14 protein-coding genes are annotated in these 22,119 nt (G+C 68.9%); 3 read left to right on the forward strand and 11 right to left on the reverse strand.

All coding sequences use genetic code 11. The features are described 5' to 3' along the window. Positions 1–2: 2 nt before the first annotated feature. Positions 3–707 (forward strand): YdcF family protein, encoded by a 705-nt coding sequence (locus tag J2X52_RS03205; protein WP_310148532.1) that lies wholly within the window; start codon positions 3–5, stop codon positions 705–707. Between the two features lie 70 nt (positions 708–777). Beyond that, on the forward strand, positions 778–6,510 hold the full coding sequence (locus J2X52_RS03210; protein WP_310148535.1) for an alpha-2-macroglobulin family protein: 5,733 nt from the start codon (positions 778–780) through the stop codon (positions 6,508–6,510). 18 nt (positions 6,511–6,528) lie between these two features. On the opposite strand, the gene J2X52_RS03215 is transcribed toward J2X52_RS03210, so the two are convergent. The 8 genes from J2X52_RS03215 to J2X52_RS03250 form a co-directional block, all read right to left on the reverse strand. Beyond that, on the reverse strand, positions 6,529–8,325 hold the full coding sequence (locus J2X52_RS03215) for a DUF885 domain-containing protein (protein WP_310148538.1): 1,797 nt from the start codon (positions 8,323–8,325) through the stop codon (positions 6,529–6,531). A 68-nt stretch (positions 8,326–8,393) separates the two neighbouring features. Beyond that, positions 8,394–8,891 carry a cytochrome c oxidase assembly factor Coa1 family protein gene (locus tag J2X52_RS03220; protein ID WP_310148541.1) on the reverse strand — a complete coding sequence of 166 codons (498 nt, stop codon included), beginning with the start codon at positions 8,889–8,891 and terminating at the stop codon, positions 8,394–8,396. A gap of 23 nt (positions 8,892–8,914) precedes the next feature. Continuing rightward, a complete protein-coding gene (locus J2X52_RS03225) occupies positions 8,915–11,185 on the reverse strand; it encodes a S9 family peptidase (RefSeq protein ID WP_310148544.1) in 2,271 nt (756 codons plus the stop codon). Between the two features lie 239 nt (positions 11,186–11,424). After that, the gene (locus J2X52_RS03230; protein WP_310148547.1) at positions 11,425–12,012 is read right to left on the reverse strand and encodes a hypothetical protein; all 588 of its coding nucleotides are present in this window, start codon (positions 12,010–12,012) and stop codon (positions 11,425–11,427) included. 45 nt (positions 12,013–12,057) lie between these two features. After that, positions 12,058–13,185, reverse strand: a complete 1,128-nt coding sequence (locus J2X52_RS03235) for a Cache 3/Cache 2 fusion domain-containing protein (RefSeq protein ID WP_310148844.1) — start codon at positions 13,183–13,185, stop codon at positions 12,058–12,060. Between the two features lie 363 nt (positions 13,186–13,548). Further along, positions 13,549–13,896 carry a hypothetical protein gene (locus J2X52_RS03240; RefSeq protein WP_310148550.1) on the reverse strand — a complete coding sequence of 116 codons (348 nt, stop codon included), beginning with the start codon at positions 13,894–13,896 and terminating at the stop codon, positions 13,549–13,551. Between the two features lie 82 nt (positions 13,897–13,978). Further along, positions 13,979–14,674, reverse strand: coding sequence for a glutathione binding-like protein (locus J2X52_RS03245; protein WP_310148554.1), 696 nt, complete (start codon positions 14,672–14,674; stop codon positions 13,979–13,981). A 346-nt stretch (positions 14,675–15,020) separates the two neighbouring features. Then, on the reverse strand, positions 15,021–17,618 hold the full coding sequence (locus tag J2X52_RS03250; RefSeq protein WP_310148557.1) for an exo 1,3/1,4-beta-D-glucan glucohydrolase: 2,598 nt from the start codon (positions 17,616–17,618) through the stop codon (positions 15,021–15,023). Positions 17,619–17,815: 197 nt separating this feature from the next. On the opposite strand from J2X52_RS03250, the gene J2X52_RS03255 reads away from it, so the two are divergent. Further along, positions 17,816–18,841, forward strand: coding sequence for a LacI family DNA-binding transcriptional regulator (locus tag J2X52_RS03255; protein WP_310148560.1), 1,026 nt, complete (start codon positions 17,816–17,818; stop codon positions 18,839–18,841). Between the two features lie 42 nt (positions 18,842–18,883). On the opposite strand, the gene J2X52_RS03260 is transcribed toward J2X52_RS03255, so the two are convergent. From J2X52_RS03260 to J2X52_RS03270, 3 genes are read right to left on the reverse strand one after another with little or no spacing between them, the layout of a single operon-like run. Continuing rightward, on the reverse strand, positions 18,884–20,392 hold the full coding sequence (locus tag J2X52_RS03260; protein ID WP_310148563.1) for a tryptophan 7-halogenase: 1,509 nt from the start codon (positions 20,390–20,392) through the stop codon (positions 18,884–18,886). Between the two features lie 10 nt (positions 20,393–20,402). Further along, complete coding sequence (locus tag J2X52_RS03265) at positions 20,403–21,422, reverse strand: cupin-like domain-containing protein (RefSeq protein WP_310148847.1); 1,020 nt, start codon at positions 21,420–21,422, stop codon at positions 20,403–20,405. Next, on the reverse strand, positions 21,409–22,116 hold the full coding sequence (locus J2X52_RS03270; RefSeq protein ID WP_310148567.1) for a SapC family protein: 708 nt from the start codon (positions 22,114–22,116) through the stop codon (positions 21,409–21,411). The genes J2X52_RS03265 and J2X52_RS03270 overlap by 14 nt, the downstream gene beginning before the upstream one ends. Between the last annotated feature and the right edge of the window lie 3 nt (positions 22,117–22,119).

Raw genomic sequence — 22,119 nt, forward strand, 5'->3', positions numbered from 1 at the left:
CGATGGCCCGAACCCGCCTGCTGCACCGTCTGAACCGCCTGGCCGACCGCGATGCACTGCACACGCTCGTGGTCGCCGCGGCGGCCTGTGTGCTGAGTCTGGGGCTGGTGTACGTGGGGTATGTGGTGCACGTGTGGCGGGTCGCGCGCAACGCGCCGTGCGTGCCGGTGCGCGGCGAATGCGTGCTGGTCTTCGGCAAGCACGCGCCGCAGGGCCGGCTGGACGCTGATTTCCAAGCGCGGCTGTCACGCGCGGCGATCCTGTGGACCTCGCATGCGCCGGGCAGCGTGCTGTTGCTGGGCGGAGGCCCGGTGGGCGGCCCCACGGAAGCCGCACTGGCGCGCGACGCCCTCTATGCTCTCGGCGTGCCCGAAGACGCCCCGCTGGTGCTCGAAGATGCGTCGCGCGACACCCTGCAGAACCTGCGCAATGCGCGCAGCCTGCTCGCCGCCACGATCGTCGATCCCCAGGCGCCATCGCGCCGCGTCACCCTGCTCAGCAGCCGCTACCACCTCGCCCGCTGCGCGCTGTTCGCCCGCGGTCTCGGCCTGCATTGGGAACTGTGCGCGGCCGAACCCGCGCTGTCCTGGCACCCCGGCACGCTGTGGCGGATCGCAGGCGAGGCCGCCTACGTCTGCTGGCTCGACATCGGCGTGCGCTGGGCGCGGTTGATCGGACATCGACGGCTGATCGAACGCATCAGTTGAGACATGCCGGCATGCGCGCGACTGCGCGACGTGTAGGCTGGGCCGGTCTTCGGCAGGGAGCGGCAGGACGATGCAGACAGCGGACGTGGCAGGCGCGTGGATGCGCCGTCTGGGCGGGTTGGCACTGGCTCTGGCCTGCGGGTGCGCCCCCGCGGCGGCGCACGCCACACGCATCGACGCCGGCTTTGAGGGGCGCTGGTTGCAGTTGCGCTTCTCCGAGCCGATGCAGGTCTGGGACAACCCGCGCAATGATGGTCTTGTGCGTCTGCAGCCCGAACTGCCCGCAACTTGCAGCTGGAGCAGCGACCTGCTGTTGCACTGCGATTTCGGCGATCTGCAGCCGGCGCCCGCCACGCGCTATCGCATCCAGGTCAACGCAGGCCTGACCACCCAGCAGGGCGTCACCGTGGCGCCGCGCATGCTGCATGCGGAAACGCAACGCCCCACGCTCTCGGCGTTCGCCGGCCGCTGGCGCGATGGCCTGCCGATGATCCGCATCACGTCGTCGCTGCCGGCGGCGCGCGAGGCCGTTGCTGCGGCCCTGCGCGTACGTGTCGATGGCAGTGCGGTGACTCTGCCGGTGGCGGCGCTGACGCCCGTTTCCAGCCCGGGCCGGAACAACGCTGTCTCCTTCGATCTCGACACCGCCGCGCTGGGCCTGCCGGACGGGCCGGACCGCATCGTCGAGCTGTCCGTCGCGCCCGGCCTGCGCAGCACCGCCGGCCCACTGCCCGGCACCCAGGACGCGTCGCTGGTGCGTGTGCTCGCGCGGGAGTCGTTCCGCATTCGCGGCGGCCACTGCGCGGCGCCAGCGCGGCCGGCCCATGCGCGCAATCGCAATGGCGTGGTCGCCCTGACCTGCCTGGCCGGCGAACCGGTCGAGATCTGGTTCTCGCGTCCGCTCGAACCCGCCGACGAGGCGCGCTGGGTCGCCGCACTGCCGGCAGGGGTGCGCGTGCTCAACTGGTCCGACCAGTCCGGCGTGTACGCCGACGATGGCCGATCGATCGCAGCGGCACCGGGCCGCTCGGCGCGCATGGTCTTCGAGTCGCCCGGCGACGCCGTGACGATCAACGTGGATGCCGGCTTGCGTGCGTCCGGCACATCAACGCCGATCGAACCGGCGCGGATCGATCTGCGGATCGGGCCGTTCCGCCCGGGGCTGCGCGCGCCCGGGCAACGCCGCCTGATCGCGGACGGCGACCGGATGCCGGCCGTGCTGGCCGAAGCGGTCAACACCGCGGGCGTCGACATCGACGTGACCGGCATCGGGCGCACGCTGCATACCGGCCGCGTCGTCGCGGAGGCGCCTGCGCTCGCCCAGCCGCAGCCGGTCGACTCCGATGTCACCACGCGTGTGCTGGCAGAAGGCGGCTGGGCGCGCTGGCGGCCGGAGGTCGGCGCGAATCCTTCAACGCTGGAATTCGCCGCGCCGGATTTCGACCTGTTCGCGGTCGCCGGACGTCGCGAAGTGCTGGCCTGGGCCAACGCCTGGGACGTGGATGCGCCGGTGACAGGGGCGCAGGTCGAACTGCTGTGGATGGACCGCGCCGACGCGACGCCGCGCGTGGTCGCCACTGCCAAGACCGATCGGGACGGCGTCGCACGCCTGCGGGTACCCGACGCCATCGCCGACAGCGCGCAAGCCGCCAACGGCTTTCCGATGTGGCTGCTGCGCGCGAGCCAGGGCCGCGGTGATCGCGCGCGTCGCGCGGTGCTGCCGGCCTGGCAGCCGGCCGCCTACAACCTGCACCTCGGCCAGGCCGCGCCGCTGCAGACCTGGGGCGTATCCGACCGGCCGATGTATCGCAGTGGCGACACCGTGCGCTACCGGCTGTGGCAGCGCCAGCGCAGCGGCGGCAGATTGCTGCGCATCGACACGCCACCCGCGCAGGCGCTGCAGCTGTTCGACAAGGAACAGCAACGGACAATCCTGCGCTGGGATGCGACGCCCGATGCCGCTGGCGGCATCGAAGGGGAACTCGCGCTGCCGGTGCATCTGACCGATGGCACCTACTGCATCGGCATCGGCGATGACCACGACGTGCGCGGGACCTGTTTCTTCGTCGGTACCCACCGCGCGCAGGATCTCTGGGTCGAAGCCAAGGGCGAGGCGCCGCGTGTCTTGCGCGACGGCGAACGCTTCGATGTCGACGTCTCGGCCGGCTACTACTCGGGCGGGCCGGCGGCAGGCATCGCGCTGTCGGGCGTGACCGCGACGGTGACGCCGCGCGGCATCGCATCGGCATACCCGCAGCACGCGGCCTACACCTTCATCGAATCCTTCGCCGGTCGTGGACCGGTGCGGCTGGTCGACGCCGTCGATCCCGCGCCGGTGACGGACGCCGATGGCGGCGCGCGTATCGCCCAGCCGGTCACGATGCGCGCGCGGGACGCGAATCCTGTGCCGTTCGGTGATGTGCGGGTTGTCGCCGAGCTGCGGCCGGGCGATCGCGAGGCGACCGCGAGCAATGCGGCCACCGCGCGTTACAGCCGCTACGCCCGTTTCGTCGGCCTGCAGGTCGAGCCGCGCGCCTTCGATGGCCGCACGCCGGTGACATTGCGGGGGCTGGTCATTGATGCCGAAGGCGACGTGGTCGACGCGCCGGTGGATGTGGTGGTGGAGTACCAGCCGCATGATGTCGCGGCGGATGCGGCGTCCAACGTGGTCGCGCGCTGCAGCGTGCCGACGCGCGAAGCGGTGACCTGCGACGTGCCGCGCACGGCGGCAGGTCGCTACCGGTTCATCGCGCGCAGTGGCGACGCCGCGCCGGCGACGCTGGTGCGCCATGTCTGGAGCGGCTGGACCGCCTCGGCGACGCGGCAACGGTCCGCGCTGGAACTCCTGGAGCCAGTGAACACCGCCGGCGGTGCGGCCCGATTCGTACTCCGCCAGCCGTATGCACGTGCCCGCGCCCTGCTGGTGTTCACCACCGGCGACGACACCCTGCTCGCCCATCGGGTCGAGACGCTCGACGGCACCAGCGCGCAGCTCAGCCTGCCGACGTCGCGCGGCTGGCGGGGCACGCCGGTACTGCATGCGTTCGTGCGTGATGCGTCGCCGCCGGATGTCGTCGGCGGCATCCGCAACGCGCCGGCGGTGACCTCGCTGCGCGCCGAGGTACCGATGCCGTCGACGGCGGAGCCGGAGGTGCCGGTCACGGTCGCATTCGACGCCAGCCAGGCCGCGCCTGGTGGGCGGCACGTTTTGCGACTGCACAACGCCAGCGCTGGTTTCCGCGAGGTCACGCTGACTGTCGTCGACGATGCACTCCGCGCGCTCGCGGCTCCGTTCCTTGCCTATTCGGATCCCGCGGGCCATGCATGGCTGGGGGCTCGCCAGTACAACGCGATGCCGGCAACGGCGGGCTTCTCGCAGTGGCGGCGCGCCGGGCCTTGGGCGATGCGCCTGCCGTGGGCTACGGACGTGAGTGGGACAGGTGCGGTAGCCGGTATGCCCGCGCCACCCGAGTCACCGCCGGTGGTCTTCGACGATCCGAGCCCGATGGACGCGCCGGCGCCACCGCCGGCACCGCCCAGCCCGCCCGCCCCAGCCCCTGCTGCCGACATCGGCGCCAGCGTCGATTCGTTTTCAAGCAGTCTCGACCGGATCGAGGTCACCGGCAGCCGCCTGTCCGATCTGGTTGACGACGCCGGCAACGGCCGGCGCGAACTCGATATCGACGAGCCGCGGGGCAGCGACATGGACCGCGCACTGCAGGCAAGCGCGCGCGTCCGTTCGCATTTCGCCGATACGGCGCTGTGGCTGCCGCGCGTGCGGCTCGCGCCAGGGGAAACCCGCGAGGTGGCACTGACGCTGCCCGACAACCTGACCCGCTGGCGCGCGATCGCATGGAGCAGCGATGCCGACGACGACTTTCAAGTTGCCGAAGCGACGCTGGAAACGGGGCTGCCGATCGAGGTGCGTCTGCAGACACCGGTGCGCCTGTATCCCGGCGACCGCTCACGTCTGGCTGCAAACCTGCGCCAGACCGGCGACGTGCCAACGGCGGTGCGGGGCAGCCTGCAGGTCGAAGGCCTAGATCCGCCGGTGCGCGACACGCAGGCGGTCACTCTGGCTGCGCGCGGTCAGGCGAGCATCGCGACCTCCATCGAACCTGTCGCGCCCGGCGCGCTGCAGGTGCTCGCGATGGCAGACGCCGACGCCGGTCGCGACGCCGTCGCCGCGACGATCGAAGTCGCACCGCCGACGATCCGCGGTCGTCGCCTGCAGGCCGGATGGCTCGGCGAGACGCCCGTGTCGCTGGCCATGCCGCAGTTGCCTGACAGCGCCAGCAACGCGCATCTGCACGTCACCCTGCAGCATGGCGTCGCCGGTCTCGTTTCGCGCTGGACCGACGACATGCGCGACTACCGTCATCGCTGCTGGGAGCAGATCCTCAGCCGCGCCGTCGCCGCAGCACTCGCGATCGAACGCGGCGGCACCGGCGATTGGCCCGATGCCGACGCGGCCGTGCGCGAAGCGCTGGACAATGCCGCCGTGTTCCAGAACGAGAGCGGCGATTTCCGCTTCTTCGCCGATAGCGAAGGCGCGATGTACGACGGCGCACGCGCCCAGATCGCACTGACCGCGTGGACCGTTCGCGCGTTCGGCGCACTGCGCCGGCTGGGTCATCCGGTCGACGCCGGCATCGACCAGCGTGCCCGTGATTTCCTGGCCGGCCGCGCGCGTATGCCACTGCCCACGCATGCCGACGCCGTCGCCGCCAACGAACGTGCATTCGCAGTCGGCACATTCCATGACACGCCAGCGGATCTGCTCGACGACACGTTCGCGCGCTGGGAGCAGCTGGCAATGCCTGCGCGCATCGCACTGGCAACGGGCCTGCGGCATGCGCGCCACCCGTCGGCCGATGAGGCGCTTGCACGCCTGCTGCAGCAGGCGCCGGCGCAGGGCGCGGTGCGGACCTTGCGTGCAGCCGGCGATGCCACACGCTGGATGGGCTCGCCGCTGCGTGAACAGTGCGCGCTGATCGATCTGCTGCATGGCGATGCGGCGCATGCCGGCGAACGTCGGGCACTGATCGCCGGCCTCGGCGATCTGTATGCCGGCGGTACGCCGTCGGTCGATACGCAGAGCGGGGCGATGTGCCTGCTGGCCTTGCGCGACGTTGCGCGCGCGGGCAGCGGCACGGTGTCCGCTGCACTGCAGCCCGGCACCTTGGCCGAGCGCGTGCTGACCGTCACGCCCGGTGACGTGCAGATCGAGCACCAGCAGGCGCTGCCCACCGATGGACGGCTTGCGATCGCCAACCGCTCCTCGGGCGATGCGCCGGCCGGCTATATCGCCGAGATCGCGTTCGACGAAGACGCCCGGCAGGCGCGTGCATCGGCGGTCGGCTTCTCGATCGAGCGTACGTACGCGGTGCTGCGCGACGGGGCGTGGGCACCGATCGATGGCGCGCAGGTGCGCGAAGGCGACTGGTTGCGCGTCACGCTGACCGTGCGCACGAGTGCGACGCGTTGGTTCGTCGCGGTCACCGATGCGGTGCCGGGCGGACTGCGGCCCACCGATCTGGCGCTGGGCGCGATCGCGGGCCTGGATCTGGAGCAGGTATCGGACGAGGGCAGCAGCTGGTTTGCCACGCGCCGGCTCGATCCGCGGTCGCCCCGCTTCTATGCCGAGCGTCTGCCGGCGGGGACGCATGCACTGCACTACTTCCTGCGCGCCGGCAACGGTGGCGACTACCTCGCCGCGCCGGCCACTGCCGAACTGATGTACGGCGGCGCCAGCAACGCACGCACTGCGGCGCAGCGCGTGGTCGTCGACGCGGGGCCTTGAGCCCCGCGCCGCGCCCACTCAGCGGCGTTGCTGCGCCGGGATGAACGTCGTTTCCACCGCTTCGGCTAGTTGGTCGGGCGGCAGCAGGCCCTGGTCGAGCAGGAAGTTGTTGAACGCGCGCCGGTCGAACTTGGCGCCCAGTGCGAGCTCGGTGCGCATGCGCAGTTCGAGGATCCGCGTGTAGCCGTAGAAGTAGCTCGTCGCCTGGCCCGGTGCGTTGAAGGTGTAGCGGTCGAGTTCCTGGCGCGCCATCGCCGGTGAGAGCATCACCTCCTCGGTCAGCACGCGGCCGGCGCGTTCGCGGTCGATCATGCCGAGATTGAGCATCGGGTCGAGCATCGCGCGGGCGGCGCGCAGCAGGCGGAACTGCAGCGCGATCAGCTGGCCGTCGAGGGGTTCGTACGGCACGAGCTCGGCTTCGGCGTACAGCGCCCAGCCTTCGACGTTGACCGAATTGAACGCGAACATCGAGCGCGCCAGCGACACGCCGCGCTCGACCATCGCGGTGAATTGCAGCTCGTGGCCGGGCCGGCCTTCGTGGGCGGACAGTGTCCAGCGCACGGCGTCGAAGTTGAAGTCGTCGTAGGCGTCGTCTTCGCCGCCACCGCCCGGATTGCCGACCGGCAGCACGAACGTGCCCTGCTGACCGGTGTTGCCGACCAACGGCGCAGGGCGGAAGTGCGGCGCGGGCGAAGCAGCGGATTCGGCCTCCGAGCCCAGGCGCATCTGCATCTGCCGCTGCGGCACGTCGACGATGTTTTCGCGTTCGATGATCGGATCGATCGCGTCGAGGACGTCGCGATAGCTTGCTTCGAGGCGGTCGTTGGGAATCGTGTTGCGCTTGAGCGCGGCGATCACGCCGCGATAGTCGGTCGCCGCGATGCCCTTTTCCTTCGCGACCAAGGGCGCGAGCTGCTGCATCTGCGCGCGGATTTCCATGAAGGCCAGCTGCGCGCGCTGCATCAGCAACTGCGGATCGACATCGGTGCCGTACTGCTTGAGCCCGAACGCATACAGCTCGGGCGGCAGCCGCGTGTCGTCGCGCGCCTGTGGCAGCACGGTGCTGCGGGTCCAGTCGGCGTAGGCGGTGATCTCCTTCGCGATCGCCTCGAGCGCGGGCTCCGCGTTCTCGACTTCGTATTCCTCGAACAGTTTGCGGATGCCGGCGATGTAGGTGTCGGCGCTGTCGAGTGCGCGCTGCACCTCGAGTTTCGTCGGCTGCAGCAGGTCCGGATTCGACAGGCGCTCTTCATAGCGCTGGCGGGCGAGGGTGGTGATGGGTGTGCTGCCTTCGGCGAGGCCGGCGTAACGCTGCAGGCGGGCGAGTGCATGCACGCGGCGCTCGGGTGGGGTCTGCGCCGACAGCAGGCCGTTGATGCCGCCGAAGATCAACTGCGGTGCGTCGGTCCACGGCAGCAGGTAGCGCTCGCCGAGCGTGCTGCCCTCGATGCTCTGGTCGATGCTGGTCAGCAGAATCTGCAGGTCCTGACGGACATTGGCGTCGCGCTCGAGTTCGAGCTGCGTCTGCAGCCTGGCACGCGCTGCGGTCATCGCGTCGCGGTAGCGCCGAGCGTTGTCGGGGCCGAAGTCCGCAACCTGGTCGTCGTAGCCGGGCACGCCGAAAAAGCCTGCGGATTCGGGCTGGAACGGCGCCTGCGCATCGATGAGGATCTGCGACAGTTCGTTGCTGCGCGTGACCCAGGCTGGCGATGCGGTCTGCGATGCGCCGACGACGGCCTTGGCGTCATCGGTGTGGGCAAATGCCGAGAGCGGCGCAGCAAGGGATAGAGCAATCGCGAGGACAAGCGGTTTCATGGCAGCACCAGCGGCAAGGACGAACGCCGACCGTAGGCGCTCGCGCCGTTGCCGGCAATGGTCGGAGGTCACGGCGCTGCGTGGTGTTCGACCGGCGTGTCCGCCTCGGCGAGGGTGATGATGTGCTCGGGGTCGTTGTCCCCGGGCACGTACAGCAGCGATTCCCAGGTCCAGGCGCCCAGCCGGCGGTCGGCAGCGGCGATGAGGCGACCTTCGCCGAGTGGACCTTCGATGCCGATCACCAGGTCCGCCCGGCCTTCGCCGCCGTTGTCGCTCGATGTGCTGATCGATCCCATCGGCATCAAGCCGGGTTCGATCGGCGTACCGAGGGTCGCTACGAGCTGCGGATGCGTGCGGGCACGCGCCAGCGCATCGGCGTAGACGTCCGAGTGAGTTATCGAACCGCGGACCGCGAACAGCACGATCGCGATGCACGCCACGACCAGCGCGACGAAAGTCAGCCCGGTGACTGGTAGCGCCCATTTCCAGTTGCGTTGCCACCAGCCACGCGGCGGTGGTGGCACGGATGCGGGGCGCGGCGGCAGCGGTGGCGGGATCGTGGACATGCGCGTGGTGTCGTTGTGTGCGGTCAGGGGGCCAGGCAACGCGCGAGGAACGCCTCGCTGGTGCGGTAGCGATGCAGTGCGTCCTTGCCACGCAGGCCATGCTTGGCGCCGGGATAGGTCATCAGCTCGAACGGCGTGCCGGCCTGCTGCAGCTGGCTCATCAGCTGCGTGGCATTGGTGAACAGCACGTTGTCGTCAGCCATGCCGTGGATCAGCAGCAGCGCGTTCGGCCGGATGTTGTCCGCGTGGGTGAACACGCTGGCCTCGCGGTAGCCGTCGACATTGGCCTTCGGCAGGTTCATGTAGCGCTCGGTGTAGTGCGTGTCGTAGAGCGCCCAGTCGGCGACGGGCGCGCCGGCGATACCGCAGGCGTAGGCGTCCGGCGCTTTGGCCAGCAGCATCAGCGTCATGTAGCCGCCGTTGGACCAGCCGTTGACCGCGATGCGCTTGCCGTCGACCCAAGGCTGTGATTTCAGCCATTCGACGCCGCGCAGCTGGTCCTCGACCTCGACCGTGCCCTGACGCTCGTACAGCGTGCCGACGAAATCGCGGCCGCGGCGCGGCGTGCCGCGGTTGTCGAGCGAGAACACCACATAGCCCTGCTGCGCGAGGTACTGGTGGAAGCTCGCATCGGCGCGGCCGGGCCAGGCATTGAGCACGGTCTGTGCGGCCGGGCCGCCGTAGACGAAGACCACGACCGGATGCGGCTTGGTGTCATCGAAATCCGCCGGCTTGATCAGCGAGTAGTGCAGCGGCGTGCGGCCGTCGGCGGCGGTGAGCGTGCCGAACTCGGTCGGGCGGTGCGCGGCGAGGAACGGCGCATAGGGATGGTCGGCGGCGGCGAGATCGTTCTCGACCAGCGTCGCGAGCCGCGTGCCGTCGGCGCGGTGCAGCGCGATCTGGGGCGGCGTGGTGGTGTTCGACCAGCTGTCGACGTAGACCGAGGCGTTGCGCGCGAAGCTGGCGCCATGCATGCCGGGTTCGGTCGACAGCGCGGTGTAGGCGCGCGTGCCGTCGAGGCCGACGCTGTAGATCCGCGATTCGGTCGCGCGCGGCAGCGCCTTGCCGTCTTCGAGCGCCATGCCGGCGCGGAAGTAGGCTAGGCCCGCGGTGGCATCGACTGCCAGCAGCTCGTCGACCGGCCAGTCGCCCTGCGTGAGCTGGGTCAGACGACGGCCGTCTTCGGACGCGAGATACAGATGCTGGAAGCCGTCGCGCTCCGACGACCACACGAAGCGGCCGTCATCGAGGAAGCGCAGGCTGTCGTGCAGCGGCACCCAGGTGCGGCCGCGCTCGGTGACCAATGTGCGCTGCGCGTCGGTGGCGAGCGTGGTTTCGATCAGTTCGAGCGTCTGCTGGTCGCGCGACTGGCGCTGGAAGGTCAGGCGCTGCGGGTCGCGCCAGTGCACGCGGGCGAGGTAGATATCGGGGTTGGCGCCCAGATCGACATCGGTCACCGCGCCGCCTTGGGGCGCGACGACATGCAGGGTCACGCGCACGTTGTCGTCGCCGGCAGCGGGATAGCGCTGCTCGACGACCTCGGTGCGATCGGGATAGACCTCGTAGCGCTTCTGCACCGGTACCGGCGATTCGTCGATACGCGCGTAGGCGATGCCGCTGTCGTCGGGCGCCCACCAGTAACCGGTGTGGCGGTTCATTTCCTCGTCGGCGACGAATTCGGCGACGCCGTTGCCGATCACGTCGCTGCCGTCATTCGTCAGCTGGCGCTCGGCGCCGCTGGCGAGATCGATGACCCACAGGTTGCGCGCGCGCACGAAGCTGACGAAGCCGCCACGCGGCGAGACTTTCGGATCGGTCGCGAAGCCGCCGCCGTCGGTGAGCTGGCGCACCGCCTCGGAACCGGACTTCGACAGGTCGTAGAGATACAGCTCGCCGCCGAGCGGAAACAGCAGCCGCTGCGCGTCCGGTGCCCACTGGTAGTTGACGATGCCCGACTGCCCGGCGATGCGCTGGCGTTCGCGGCGCGCCTTCTCCGCGTCGCTGAGCGTCTCCTCGCCCGGCAGTACGACCTTGGAATCGACCAGCATCCGGGTCTGCCCGCTGGCGATGTCGTATTCCCAGAGGTCGAGCTGGTTGCGGTTCTCGTCCTTGCCGCGCAGGAAGGTCACACGCGAACCATCCGGCGCGACCTGCGGTTTCATCAGCGTCGGCCCCGACAGCGGCGCATCGCCGGTGATGGCTTCGAGCGTGAGGCGGCCGGTGGTCGGCGGCGTGGCGGCGAGGGTGGACGTGGTGGCGATCATCAGGGCGGCAGCGGCAAGTACGGAGCGCATGGCGGGTCCAGTGGAGCGAGGGCGCCAGTGTATCGGGCGTGGCGCGTCTGCCGCGGGTGCCTGTCGGACCGTCAGCGACGCGGGGGCGCCGATGCGGCGCATCGGGTGCATGCCCAGGCGAGCACGCGGCGTGCATCCGCCCTGGCCCTTGTGGGCCTTGAGAGCATGTTTCTGGCGCCGGGTCGATGGCGCAGGCGTGCGGGCACGTCAGGCCTCCGCCTGCAGTCGGGGCGTATCGATCAGCTTGGCAGTCGGGCGAGCGCGGCGCGCACATCGCGCAGGAAGCGCTGGCCTTCCTCGGGCGAGGCGGCATTGCCGGCCAGCTTCTCCAAGGTGGCCTGGAGCGACGCCGGCGGGTCGAACGCTTCATCGCAGAGCATGCCGGCGATGGGGCCGAAGTGCTGCAGGGCGACGTCACGGATTGCAGTGTGGTGCGCGGCCGTAAGCTCGCCTCCCGCCGCTTGCGGGTTGGAGACGGGCGACGCGGCTCCGCGATCGACCGGCGCGCGCGGTGGCTGGGCCAGGGCCTGCTCGAAACCGCCGAGCAGCCACTGCAGCGAGTCCTCGCTCAGCGGGTTGCTGCCCAGCCGGCTCGCGGGATTGACCTGAAACCGGGCCCGCGCGGCGGTCACCATGGACAGCCGCTGGACGGCTTCGTCCCCGCGTGACATGCGGAAGGCGACATCCTCGATCTGGCCGCCATGGAGGCGGACGATGCAGGAGTGGTTGTCCTCGGTCACCACGAAGAAGAGCCCGGACGATTTCTTTGCGACCAGCGCCTTCAGCTCGCGCAGCACGTCGATCAGCGGACTGAATTCATTGGCCATGCTGGGATCTCCCGGGTGGTGTCTGGCAGGCGGGCATTATCCGCCTCATCGCTTGCTCAGACGCTCCATGGCCAGGCGCACGCTGTTGGACAGCCGCGAAATGGCACGTGCCAGGCTACCGATCTCGTCCTTGAGCTCCACCTCCCCGATGGTGTGGTTCCATTTGCCCACGCTCAGCTCTTCAGCGACGGCGGTGAGGCGCTGAATCGGGCGCAGCACGCGGCGGAAGATCAGCATCGACAGCAGGCCGAACAGCAGGATGCAGACGAACAGGCCGATGCCGCCGATCCAGAGCGACTGCGCCAGGATCACGCGATTGATGTCGCGTTTCGGGAAGGCCGATACCAGGGTGAAGCCCCAATCCGGAATCTCCTCGCTGGTCACCACCCAGGTGTCCGGCCGTTCGCGGGCGATCTGCTCGATCTGCACAGGGTCGGTGGTATTGCCGGTGCGGGATTGGAAGCGCAGCTGGCCGGTACTGTCGAAGATCGCGACGAATCCAGATTCCAGGACACGCGCCTGGGTGATGACCGCCTCGAGCGCGTCCAGATCCGTCCGGTAGCCCACGTACCAGATGCCGATCGGGGCGATGGCGTCGCCCGCCACGATCGGCTCGTAGCCGGTGACGTACGGCGTACCGAGAATGTCCACCACGCCGTAGAAGCCCTGCGACTTGCGGATCTGCTCGATGACCTGTCCGTCCGGGTTCAGCACCGTACCCACCGCGCGATTGCCGTCGGCGCTTCTGACATTGGTCGCCACGCGCACGAACTCATCGCCCGTGCGCGAGAACACGGTTGCGGTGCCGTCCAGGACTGAAGTCACGCCGTCGACGAGCGCATAGTTGCCGCTCTGTGACTCGGCGCCGAACAGCAGGTCGGTGGCAGTGCGCCCGCCAATGCCGACCGGGGCGCCACTCGAGGCCCGGCCCAGCGCATCACTCTCCTGGCGGAGCAGGTTCATGGCGCCGTGCACGCGTTCCAGCATGACCGAACGCGTGACCGAGAACAGGCTCTGCACCGCGGTCGACTGCTGCCGGATAGCCTCATCGGCCTCGGCCTGCACCCGGTCCGCTTCGACACTGGCCAAGGCCAGCGTCAGCGCGACCACGATGACGACCACGAGGCCCAGCACCGGCAGCAGCAGGCGCACCCGTAACGAGTGTCGAAGCATTGCATCACTCCCGGTGAGGCATGAGATGAAGAGAGAACCGCAAGGCGCCTCCATGGGGAGTGCACCAGCCCTGCAGCCGGTAGCGGCCGCTGGCGCCCAGGCTTTAGGATTTTGAACTCAGGCGGCCTCGGGCCGGCGTCCGGCCGCAGGCGTGCGCCGTCTGTCAGCGCGCCGTGGTGCCAGCTTGCGAAGACGGCTCCAGACTGGCAAGCAGGGCAGGCCGAGTCCTGGCCCGATGCGGCGACCGCATGCGTGACCGCGTACGCATCGGCGATGTACCGGCAGCCGCTTCAGTCGTGCTCAAGGCCGTTGGGGGGGGGCAGAGCGTCCGATCTGCGTTCGGGGTGGAGCGGCGGCGGAGGATCAATCGACGTCACACGCCTCGCGCCGAACTGCACCTTCGGACCAGCTCCACATGCGATGGATCTGCGGCTGGAAGATATGCAGCACATGTTCGCAGGCTTCACGCGGCGTTGAAGGCAGGCACGCGGCCTGCGCCCCGTCGGCGGCGATGTACCACACCGCGCGATCTGGCGGCGTTTCGACGTGGGCCAGCGTGAGCAGTTCCGCAGCCACGTCAGGTGCTGCGGTGCGTCGCCAGTCTTCACCGGCCAGTGCATCGCAGCGGTCGGGATCGGCAGTCATGGGTGCAGGGAGCGACGCGCAGGCGGTGAGCAGGCAGGCGGCGGTCAGTGTGGCGAACTTTTGCATCCGAGGTCGTCCTTGAGTCCGGGAGGCCTCCGATCCTACGTAACCACGCGTGGCGGTGCAGACCGCCACGCGCGATGAGCCGTCAGCGACGCCCCTGCCCGAACAGCAGCTTCTTTTCCTCGTCGCTCATGGTCTTGCCCGCATCGGGATTGACCTCTTTTGCCTTCGCATACGCACGCGCGGTGGCGGGGCGTGCCTGGATCGCGGCATGCCAGCGCTGGACTTCCGGGTAGGGCGTCATGTCGATCGGCGCCTTGTCGTAGACGCCGATCCACGGATACGTCGCCATGTCTGCGATCGAATACGCATCGCCGGCGATGAAATCGCGGCCCTTGAGGTGCGTGTCGAGCACCTGCAGCAGACGGTTGGCCTCGTTGGTGTAGCGCTCGATCGCGTAGGGGATCTTCTCGGGCGCGTAGACGTTGAAGTGGCCGTACTGGCCGGTCATCGGGCCGAGGCCGGCCATCTGCCAGAACAGCCATTCCAGCGTTCCGATGCGAACGCGCGGGTCGGTCGACAGGAACTGGCCTGACTTCTCCGCCAGATACAGCAGGATCGCGCCGGACTCGAACACGGTCTGCGGCTCGCCGCCATCGGCCGGCGAGCGGTCGACGATCGCTGGCATCTTGTTGTTCGGCGAGAACGCGAGGAACTCCGGCTTGAACTGGTCGCCCTTGCCGATGTTGACCGGGTGGATCGTGTAGTCCAGGCCGGCTTCTTCGAGGAACAGGGTGACCTTGTGGCCGTTGGGGGTGGGCCAGTAGTACAGGTCGATCATGGGGGGCGCTCCGCGTGACAGGTGCGCCGAGTCTAGGCGCGCGTTCGTAGAGCGGCGTGGATACGGGGCGCACGCTGCGTTGCGTTGCGGTGATGGGGCTTGGGACGCGGATATGACGACGCCGCCTGGAGGGGCGGCGTCGGTCGTCTGATCTGCGGGCATCTGCATGCACCCCAGCCTCTCTTCTACCTGGGAGAGAGGGACTGCAAGCGGAGCATGCGGAGGATGGGTAGCGCGAAGCGAAATCCATCCGTGGATGCCCCAGGCGACGGGAGGCTGACATCTCGCGAGTGTCGAGTTCGCCCCCACCCAACCCTCCCCCGCCTGCGGGGGAGGGCTCCAGCGCTTACTGCGTTTTGCAGTCGAGCCTGTGCGTCGCTTCGGTGCCGACGCGGATGTCGGCCAGGCCCAGCGTCAGTCCAGCGGGTGCGCGGATTGCGAACGGCGTGCTGACGCGGGCGGCGTCGAGGCCGGCCGTGGTCAGGCACTTGAGCGGCACGCCGGCGGTGATCCATTCGCCGCGCGGCACGGTGCCAAGCCACGGACCGATCGGCAGTTCGGCCTTGCAGTCGTCGCCGCAGCTCGCGTACAGCACGGTATCGCCAGAGGCCGGCAGGGCATCGACGCGCATCGTCACCAGCAGCAGGGAATCGCCATTGGTCTCGCGGCTCAGGTCGAATGGCGAGTGGGACAGCAGCTCGGCGGTCGCATTGCCGGTCCATGTCAGCAGGCGCGCGCCTTCCTGGGTCTGGTAATCGACCGCGGCGAGGGTGAGCGTGCCATCCGGCGTGGCGACGCGCGGGTGCAGGACATCGGCGCCGCGGCCGTCCGCGCCGGTGACCACCAGACGGATGCCGGGGCCGGGCACGCCCTTGGCGAAGTAGCCTGCGTCCTTGCCGTCTTCGGCACTGACGCCGGCGTCTTCCGGCAAAGCGTCGAGGTTGCCGGCATCGGCGTAGGTCAGGCCGTGACCGAAGGCGAACAGCGGGTCATAGCCTTCCATGCCGACGTTGTTGACGTACTGGTCAGCGCGGCGCGGCCACGAGAAGCTGAGCTTGCCCTTGAAGTCGTGCTGCGGCTGGCCATCGGCGCCGCGCAGCAGCACGTCGGCGATGCCCGCACCTTCCGAGCCCGGCAGCCAGGCGGCGACGAAGGCGTTGGACGCGTTGATCTCGCGGTTCATCCACAGCGGACGGCCGCTGATGAAGACCGAGATCACCGGAATGCCGTCGGCGCGCAGGCGCTTGACGAGTGCCAGGTCGGCATCGTCGCCGGGCTTGTACAGCAGGTTCGGCAGGTCGCCGAGGAATTCGGCATACGGATCCTCGCCGAACACGACGATCGCCACGTCCGGCTTCTGCCGGTACGCGCCGTCGACCGCGAGCTGCGCGCTGCCGCCGGCGGCGGTGACCTGCGTGCGGATGCCGTCCCAGATGGTGTCGCCGTTGGGATAGTCCGCGCGCTTGGTGCCCGTGCCCTGCCAGTTCAGCGTCCAGCCGCCGGACTGCTTGCCCATATCGTCGGCGCCGTCGCCGGCCACCAGCACGTTCTGATTCGCCGCCAGCGGCAGGATGCCGTCCTGGTTCTTCAGCAGCACCAGCGATTCGCGCACCGCGCGGCGCGCGACCTCACGGTGTTCCGGCGCGCCGAGCAGTTCGAACTTGCCGCCGAGCGCACGCTCGGACGGCTTGGGTGCGTCGAACAGGCCCATGCGGAACTTGACCCGCAGGATGCGGCGCACCGCATCGTCGAGGCGCGCCATCGGAAGCTCACCCGACTGCACGTGCTTGACCGTGCTCTCGTACAGGCCGCGCCAGCTGTCCGGCGCCATCGCCATGTCGAGGCCGGCGTTGAACGTCGCCGCGCAGTCGGTGGTGGTGCAGCCCGGCAGCTGGCCGTGGCCGTTCCAGTCGCCGACGACGAAGCCGCCGAAGTTCATGCGGTCCTTGAGCACGTCGGTCAGCAGCGCCTTGTGCCCGTGCATGCGCTGGCCGTGCACGCTGTTGAACGAGGCCATGACCGCCTGCGCACCGGCCGCGATCGCCGGCGGGTAGCCCGCGCCATGGATGTCGCGCAGCTGCGCTTCGGTCACTGCGGTTTCGCCCTGGTCCTTGCCGCCGGCGGTGCCGCCGTCGCCGAGGTAGTGCTTGACCGAGACCATCACGTGGTGGTCGTCGAGGAAGTCCGGCGAGCCGGCCTTGCCCTGCATGCCCTCGACCACGGCCGGTGCGAACGCGGCGACGATGTCGGGCGATTCGGAATAGCCCTCGTAGGTGCGGCCCCAGCGATCGTCCTGCGGCACGGCGACGGTCGGCGCGAACGCCCATTCCATGCCGGTGGTGCGGGTTTCGATCGCGGTGACGCGGCCGATCTCACGCATCAGCTCGGCGTTACGCGTGGCGCCCAGGCCGATGTTGTGCGGGAACAAGGTCGCGCCGACGATGTTGCTCTGGCCGTGCACGGCGTCGATGCCGAAGATCACCGGGATCGCCTTGCCGCCGCCGGCGGTGTCCATCGACGCTTCCCAGTAGGCATCCGACAGTGCCAGCCATTCGGCGGGCGTCGCGTCGTAACGACCACCCGGATCGGAATTGCCGCCGGCGAGGATCGAGCCCAGGCGGTACTTGCGCACGTCCTCGGGGGTGATGTCGGCAATGTCGCCCTGCACGATCTGGCCGACCTTTTCCTCGACGGTCATGGTGGCCATCAGGTCGGTGATGCGCTGCTCGAGCGCGGGGTCCTCGGCAAGGGGCCACGCCGTCTCGGGCCAATTGGCGGCATCGATCGCACCGGCGTCGGCTGCGCTCGTTGCCGCAGCTTCTGGCGTGGCGGCAGCGGCGGGCGCGTCGTCGCGCGCGCAGGCACCGAGGACGAGTACGGCGAGCATTGCGGGCAGCAGTGCGCGGCGGAAGGGGCGGTGTGCGGGGCGATGCGACTGGATCATCGAAGGGCTCCGGAGCAGGAGAGTGCGACCTGGGTCGCGGATGGGACGGACGCCATGCTGCGAAACAGCGATGACAGCGTTGTCAGACGGCCGATAGCATAGCCGCCAGCAGGCGCGCAGGCTTGCTGCACAGCATCATCGACATGCGCGCCGCGTCGTGCATTGTGGGTCTGGCAGAATGCGCCACCGGGACGGCCATGGTCGGATTGAACAACATGCGTGTGCGGATCGAGGATGTCGCGGAAGCGGCGGGCGTGTCGATGAAGACCGTTTCGCGCGTGCTCAACCACGAGCCGAACGTGTCGGAGCGCACGCGTCTGGCGGTGGAAGCCGCCGTGGAGAAGCTGCAGTATCGGCCGCTGGCCTCGGCGCGCCTGCTCGCCGGCCGCCGCTCGTATCTGGTGGCGATGCTCTATGACAATCCGTCGAGCAATTACCTCATGGAGGTCGAGCTCGGTGTGCTCGACGCCTGCCAGTCGCAGCATTACAACCTCATGCTGGCGCCGGTCGACTACACCGCCAAGGACATCGTCGCCAAGGTCGAATCGATGATCGTGCAGTCGCAGCTCGATGGCGTGGTGCTGACGCCGCCGATCACCGACGACGCGAAACTGATCGCCCGGCTCGACGAGATGGGCATCCCGTTCGCGAGCGTCTCGGCGCAGGAACAGAACCGGCGCATCGGCGCGGTCGTCGATGAACGCAGCGCCGCGCGCGATGTCGTCTTGCATCTGGCAGGCCTCGGCCACCGTCGCATCGCCCACATCAAGGGCCATCCCGCGCACGGCGCGAGCCGCTGGCGCCTGGCCGGCTATCGAGATGGTCTCAAGCAGGCTGGACTGGCCTACGACGCCTCGCTGGTCGTGGCCGGCAAGTTCTTCTACGAATCCGGCTTCGATGCGACCAATACCCTGCTCGATCTGCCGGACCCGCCGACGGCGGTCTTCGCCGCCAACGACGACATGGCGGCCGGCGCGATCTGCGCGATCTGCGAGCGCGGCATGGCCGTGCCGCGGGATGTATCCGTCTGCGGCTTCGACGACATGCCGATCGCGCGCCATATCTATCCCTCACTGACCACGGTGCGCCAACCCAGTCGCGAGATGGGGCGTCTGGCCGGACTCGAACTGCTCAAGGCGATCCGCGACAGCAGTGCCGGCGAAACACTGGAGCTCCCGTATGCGCTGCAGGTGCGCAAGTCGACGGGGCCTGCGCCCGTCTGAGCGTTGCGCCGCTGACGCGTCTACGACCTTCCCTGTGATGGATCAGGCCGGTGTGGCAGGCGCGTAACTGCGCACGTACTCCATGTGTGGCGGCAGCTGGCGTAGCGTGCGCTCGACGTCCTGGCGGATGCCGTCGAGAAACCCCTTGAGTTCGGCATCGCCCATCAGGTCCGCAGACCGGTGGTATTCCCTGGGATAGATGCCCTGGCCCATCATCACCTGAATCCACGAGTTCTCCGCAAACAGCTCGGTCGGAACGTGGAACACCCGTCCGGTTTCGCGGAACAGTTCGATGCGGTGCCGAAGCGAATCGGGGATCGGCATCGCCTTACAGTCACGCCAGTACGGCGTGTCCTGACGGTCGGTGATGTTGAAGTGCAGGATCACGAAGTCGCGCGCATGCTGCAGCTCGTCGGCCATGCGCATGTTGTACTGGTCGATGTCCGGCTGGCACAGCGTGCGCGGGAAGGTCTGCATCAGGTGGATGATGCCGCGCTGGATCAGGTGGATCGTCGTGGATTCCAGCGGTTCGATGAAGCTGGCCGACAGGCCCAGCGCCACGCAGTTCTTCTCCCAGCAGCGCATGCGCTGGCCGGGGCGGAAGCGCACCGGGAACGGATCGCGCAGTGGCGCGCCGTCGATGCTCGACAGCAGCGTGTCGCGGGCCTGGTCGTCGTCCATGTAGCGGCTCGAATAGACGATGCCGTTGCCGACGCGATGCTGCAGCGGAATGCGCCACTGCCAGCCCGCGGGACCGGCGATGGCACGCGTGTAGGGCACCGCGTCGCGCACGGTGGCCGTGGGCACCGCGAACGCGCGGTCGTTGAACAGCCAGTGCGACCAGTCGTCGAACCCGACGCCGAGCGTCTTCTCGATCAGCAGCGCACGAAAGCCAGTGCAGTCGATGAAGAAATCGCCTTCGACGCGCGTGCCGTTCTCGAGCTGCAGCGCGGTGATGCAGCCCGAATCGGGATCGGTGGCCACGTCCGAGATTTTGCCCTCGACGCGACGCGCGCCGTTGGCCTCACTGAAGCGCCGCAAGTAACGCGCATACAGCGTCGCGTCGAGGTGGTAGGCGTAGTTGAGCTTGCGCTTGGGCAGATGGGCGAATCTTCCGTCGAGCGCCGCCTTCAGTTCCAGGCAGTAGTCGTCGTAGGCGCTCGCCAGGCCACGCTCGCGGCCGCGCATCCAGAAATGCTGGAAGCCGGCGGTCCAGTGGTCGGTGCCGGTCAGGCCGAAGGAGTGGAAGTAGTCCTGACCGACGTCGCGCCAGTTCTCGAAGTTGATGCCGAGTTTGATCGTGGCCTGGGTCTGCGCCATGAACTCCTGCTCGCCGATGCCGAGCAGGCGATGGAACGTCATCAACGTCGGAATCGTCGCTTCACCGACACCGATCGTGCCGATTTCGTCCGATTCGACCAGCGTGATCTCGAGTACCTTGCCCAGCGTGCGCGACAGGGCGGCCGCGGCCATCCAGCCCGCGGTGCCGCCGCCGGCGATGACGACGCGGCGGATGGGCGCTTGGCCCTGATCGGTCGATGCAACGTGCATGGCGTGTCTCCTAGCGGTCCAGGCGCTTGCGCAGGCGGGCGCGGATGGCGCTTGCGCGCGCCTCGTCGAGCGGGGCCAATGCGCCGCGCGCCGGGGCCGGCACGTGGCCGGCGACGGTGTCCTCGTCATAGTCGAAGACGTAATGGCGGAACACGTCGTGCCAGATCGCGCGCTCGGCGTCCGGCAGGTCGCGGATGCTCACGATCGCGTGCATCAACGCGTCCATCGGTGTGGTCGCCCACGCGGGCGCCTGCCGCCACCAGTAGTTCACCAGCACGTTGAACGGCGTCTGCGCTTCCATGTGGTGCCACCACATGCTGGGAATGAACAGCGCGTCCCCTGCTTCGAGATCGGCGCACTGGGCCTGCGCCTGCGCCTGTGCGAAACGCGGAAAGCGCGCATGGTCGACGTCGGCGAAATCGACCAGGCTCACGGCCTGGCCGGCCGGGGTGACATCGAGCGGGCCGATGTAGAGGTTCTCGAGCTGCTGCGGCGGAAACAGCGTCGCGCGCCGCGTGCCCGCGACCACGCAGGCGAGGTTGTCGGGCAGATCCTGGTGCGCGGCGATCCGCGTGCGGTTGCCGATCCAGATGCTGGCCAATGCATCGCGCCTGCCGAGCGGCAGATCGTTCTCGGCGCGGAAGCCCGGCAGCCAGGTGTCGATGGTGGTCGAGCCGATGTAGATCGCCGGCGGCGCGGGATCAGGTGCGTACTTGAGCAGCGTCTTCAGCGCGACACCGAGCGGCACGTGTTCGCGGCGGAAGTTGAAGCCCTGCAGGGTGTCGTCGTAGAAGAAGCGGCCGTCGATCTCCGGCGGGCCGACCGTCGCGACCACGGGCGGGCCATCCACGCGCTCGAAACGCTGCAGATACTGCGCGGCCGCGTCGGACGAGATCCGCGCCGCCTGCACCACGGGCCACCCGGACAGCAGCCCGCGCAGCACCAGCGGGGTCTCCGAGCGCAGCACGGTCTCCGGAATCGCCCGGGGATCGATCCCCGTCAATTCCGGAATGCGCTTATCGACCTGCAGCGCCGGCACGGTTCACCCGCTCGATGAGGTCGCGGAATCGCACGACGGACGCCAGCATCATGTAGATGGCTTCCAGATGGCCGGCGCGGCCCAATGCCGCGAAGGCGTCGCCGTCGAGTTGGCGCAGGCGGTCCTCGTTGATTGTGTAATAGCCGGACAGGCGATTGTCGGAACCGTCGTCGAGCCGGATGTCGAGCACGAAGGGTTCGAGCAGGTCGTGCTGCAGCAACGCGGCCACGAACGGCGCGGTGCCCTGCAGGCCCTGGTGGATGGTGTTGAGCAGTGAGCTCGCGTGTTCGACATACGCGCTCGTGCCGCCGTGCGGCAGAAACAGGGCCTCACCGTGCGTGGTGCCGACGCGCGGATGATCGAGATCGATGTGCATCAGCATCTCGTCGGCGGACCGGCCGATCAGGAACGGCTGGCGCTCGATCGTCAGCGGAATATAGGTCGCGTCCCAGCGCTCGCCGTCGAGGAACAGGTTCTGCCTGTCGGTGAAGCCGAACAGCGCCAGCGGCTGGAACTCGCCGTCGGCCGATTTTCCGAAGACGATCGGATAGTGCGCCTGCACGTTGCGGAACTCGGCGGGAAACGTGATCGCCCACATCACGTCGTCGCCGAGCGCCGCACTGCGGCGGGTGTCGACGCGCAGATCCCTGTGGTCGACGTTGTTGAGTTGCACAGTCCTGGACATCGG

Source organism: Luteimonas sp. 3794 (assembly GCF_031456825.1).
GTDB lineage: Bacteria > Pseudomonadota > Gammaproteobacteria > Xanthomonadales > Xanthomonadaceae > Luteimonas.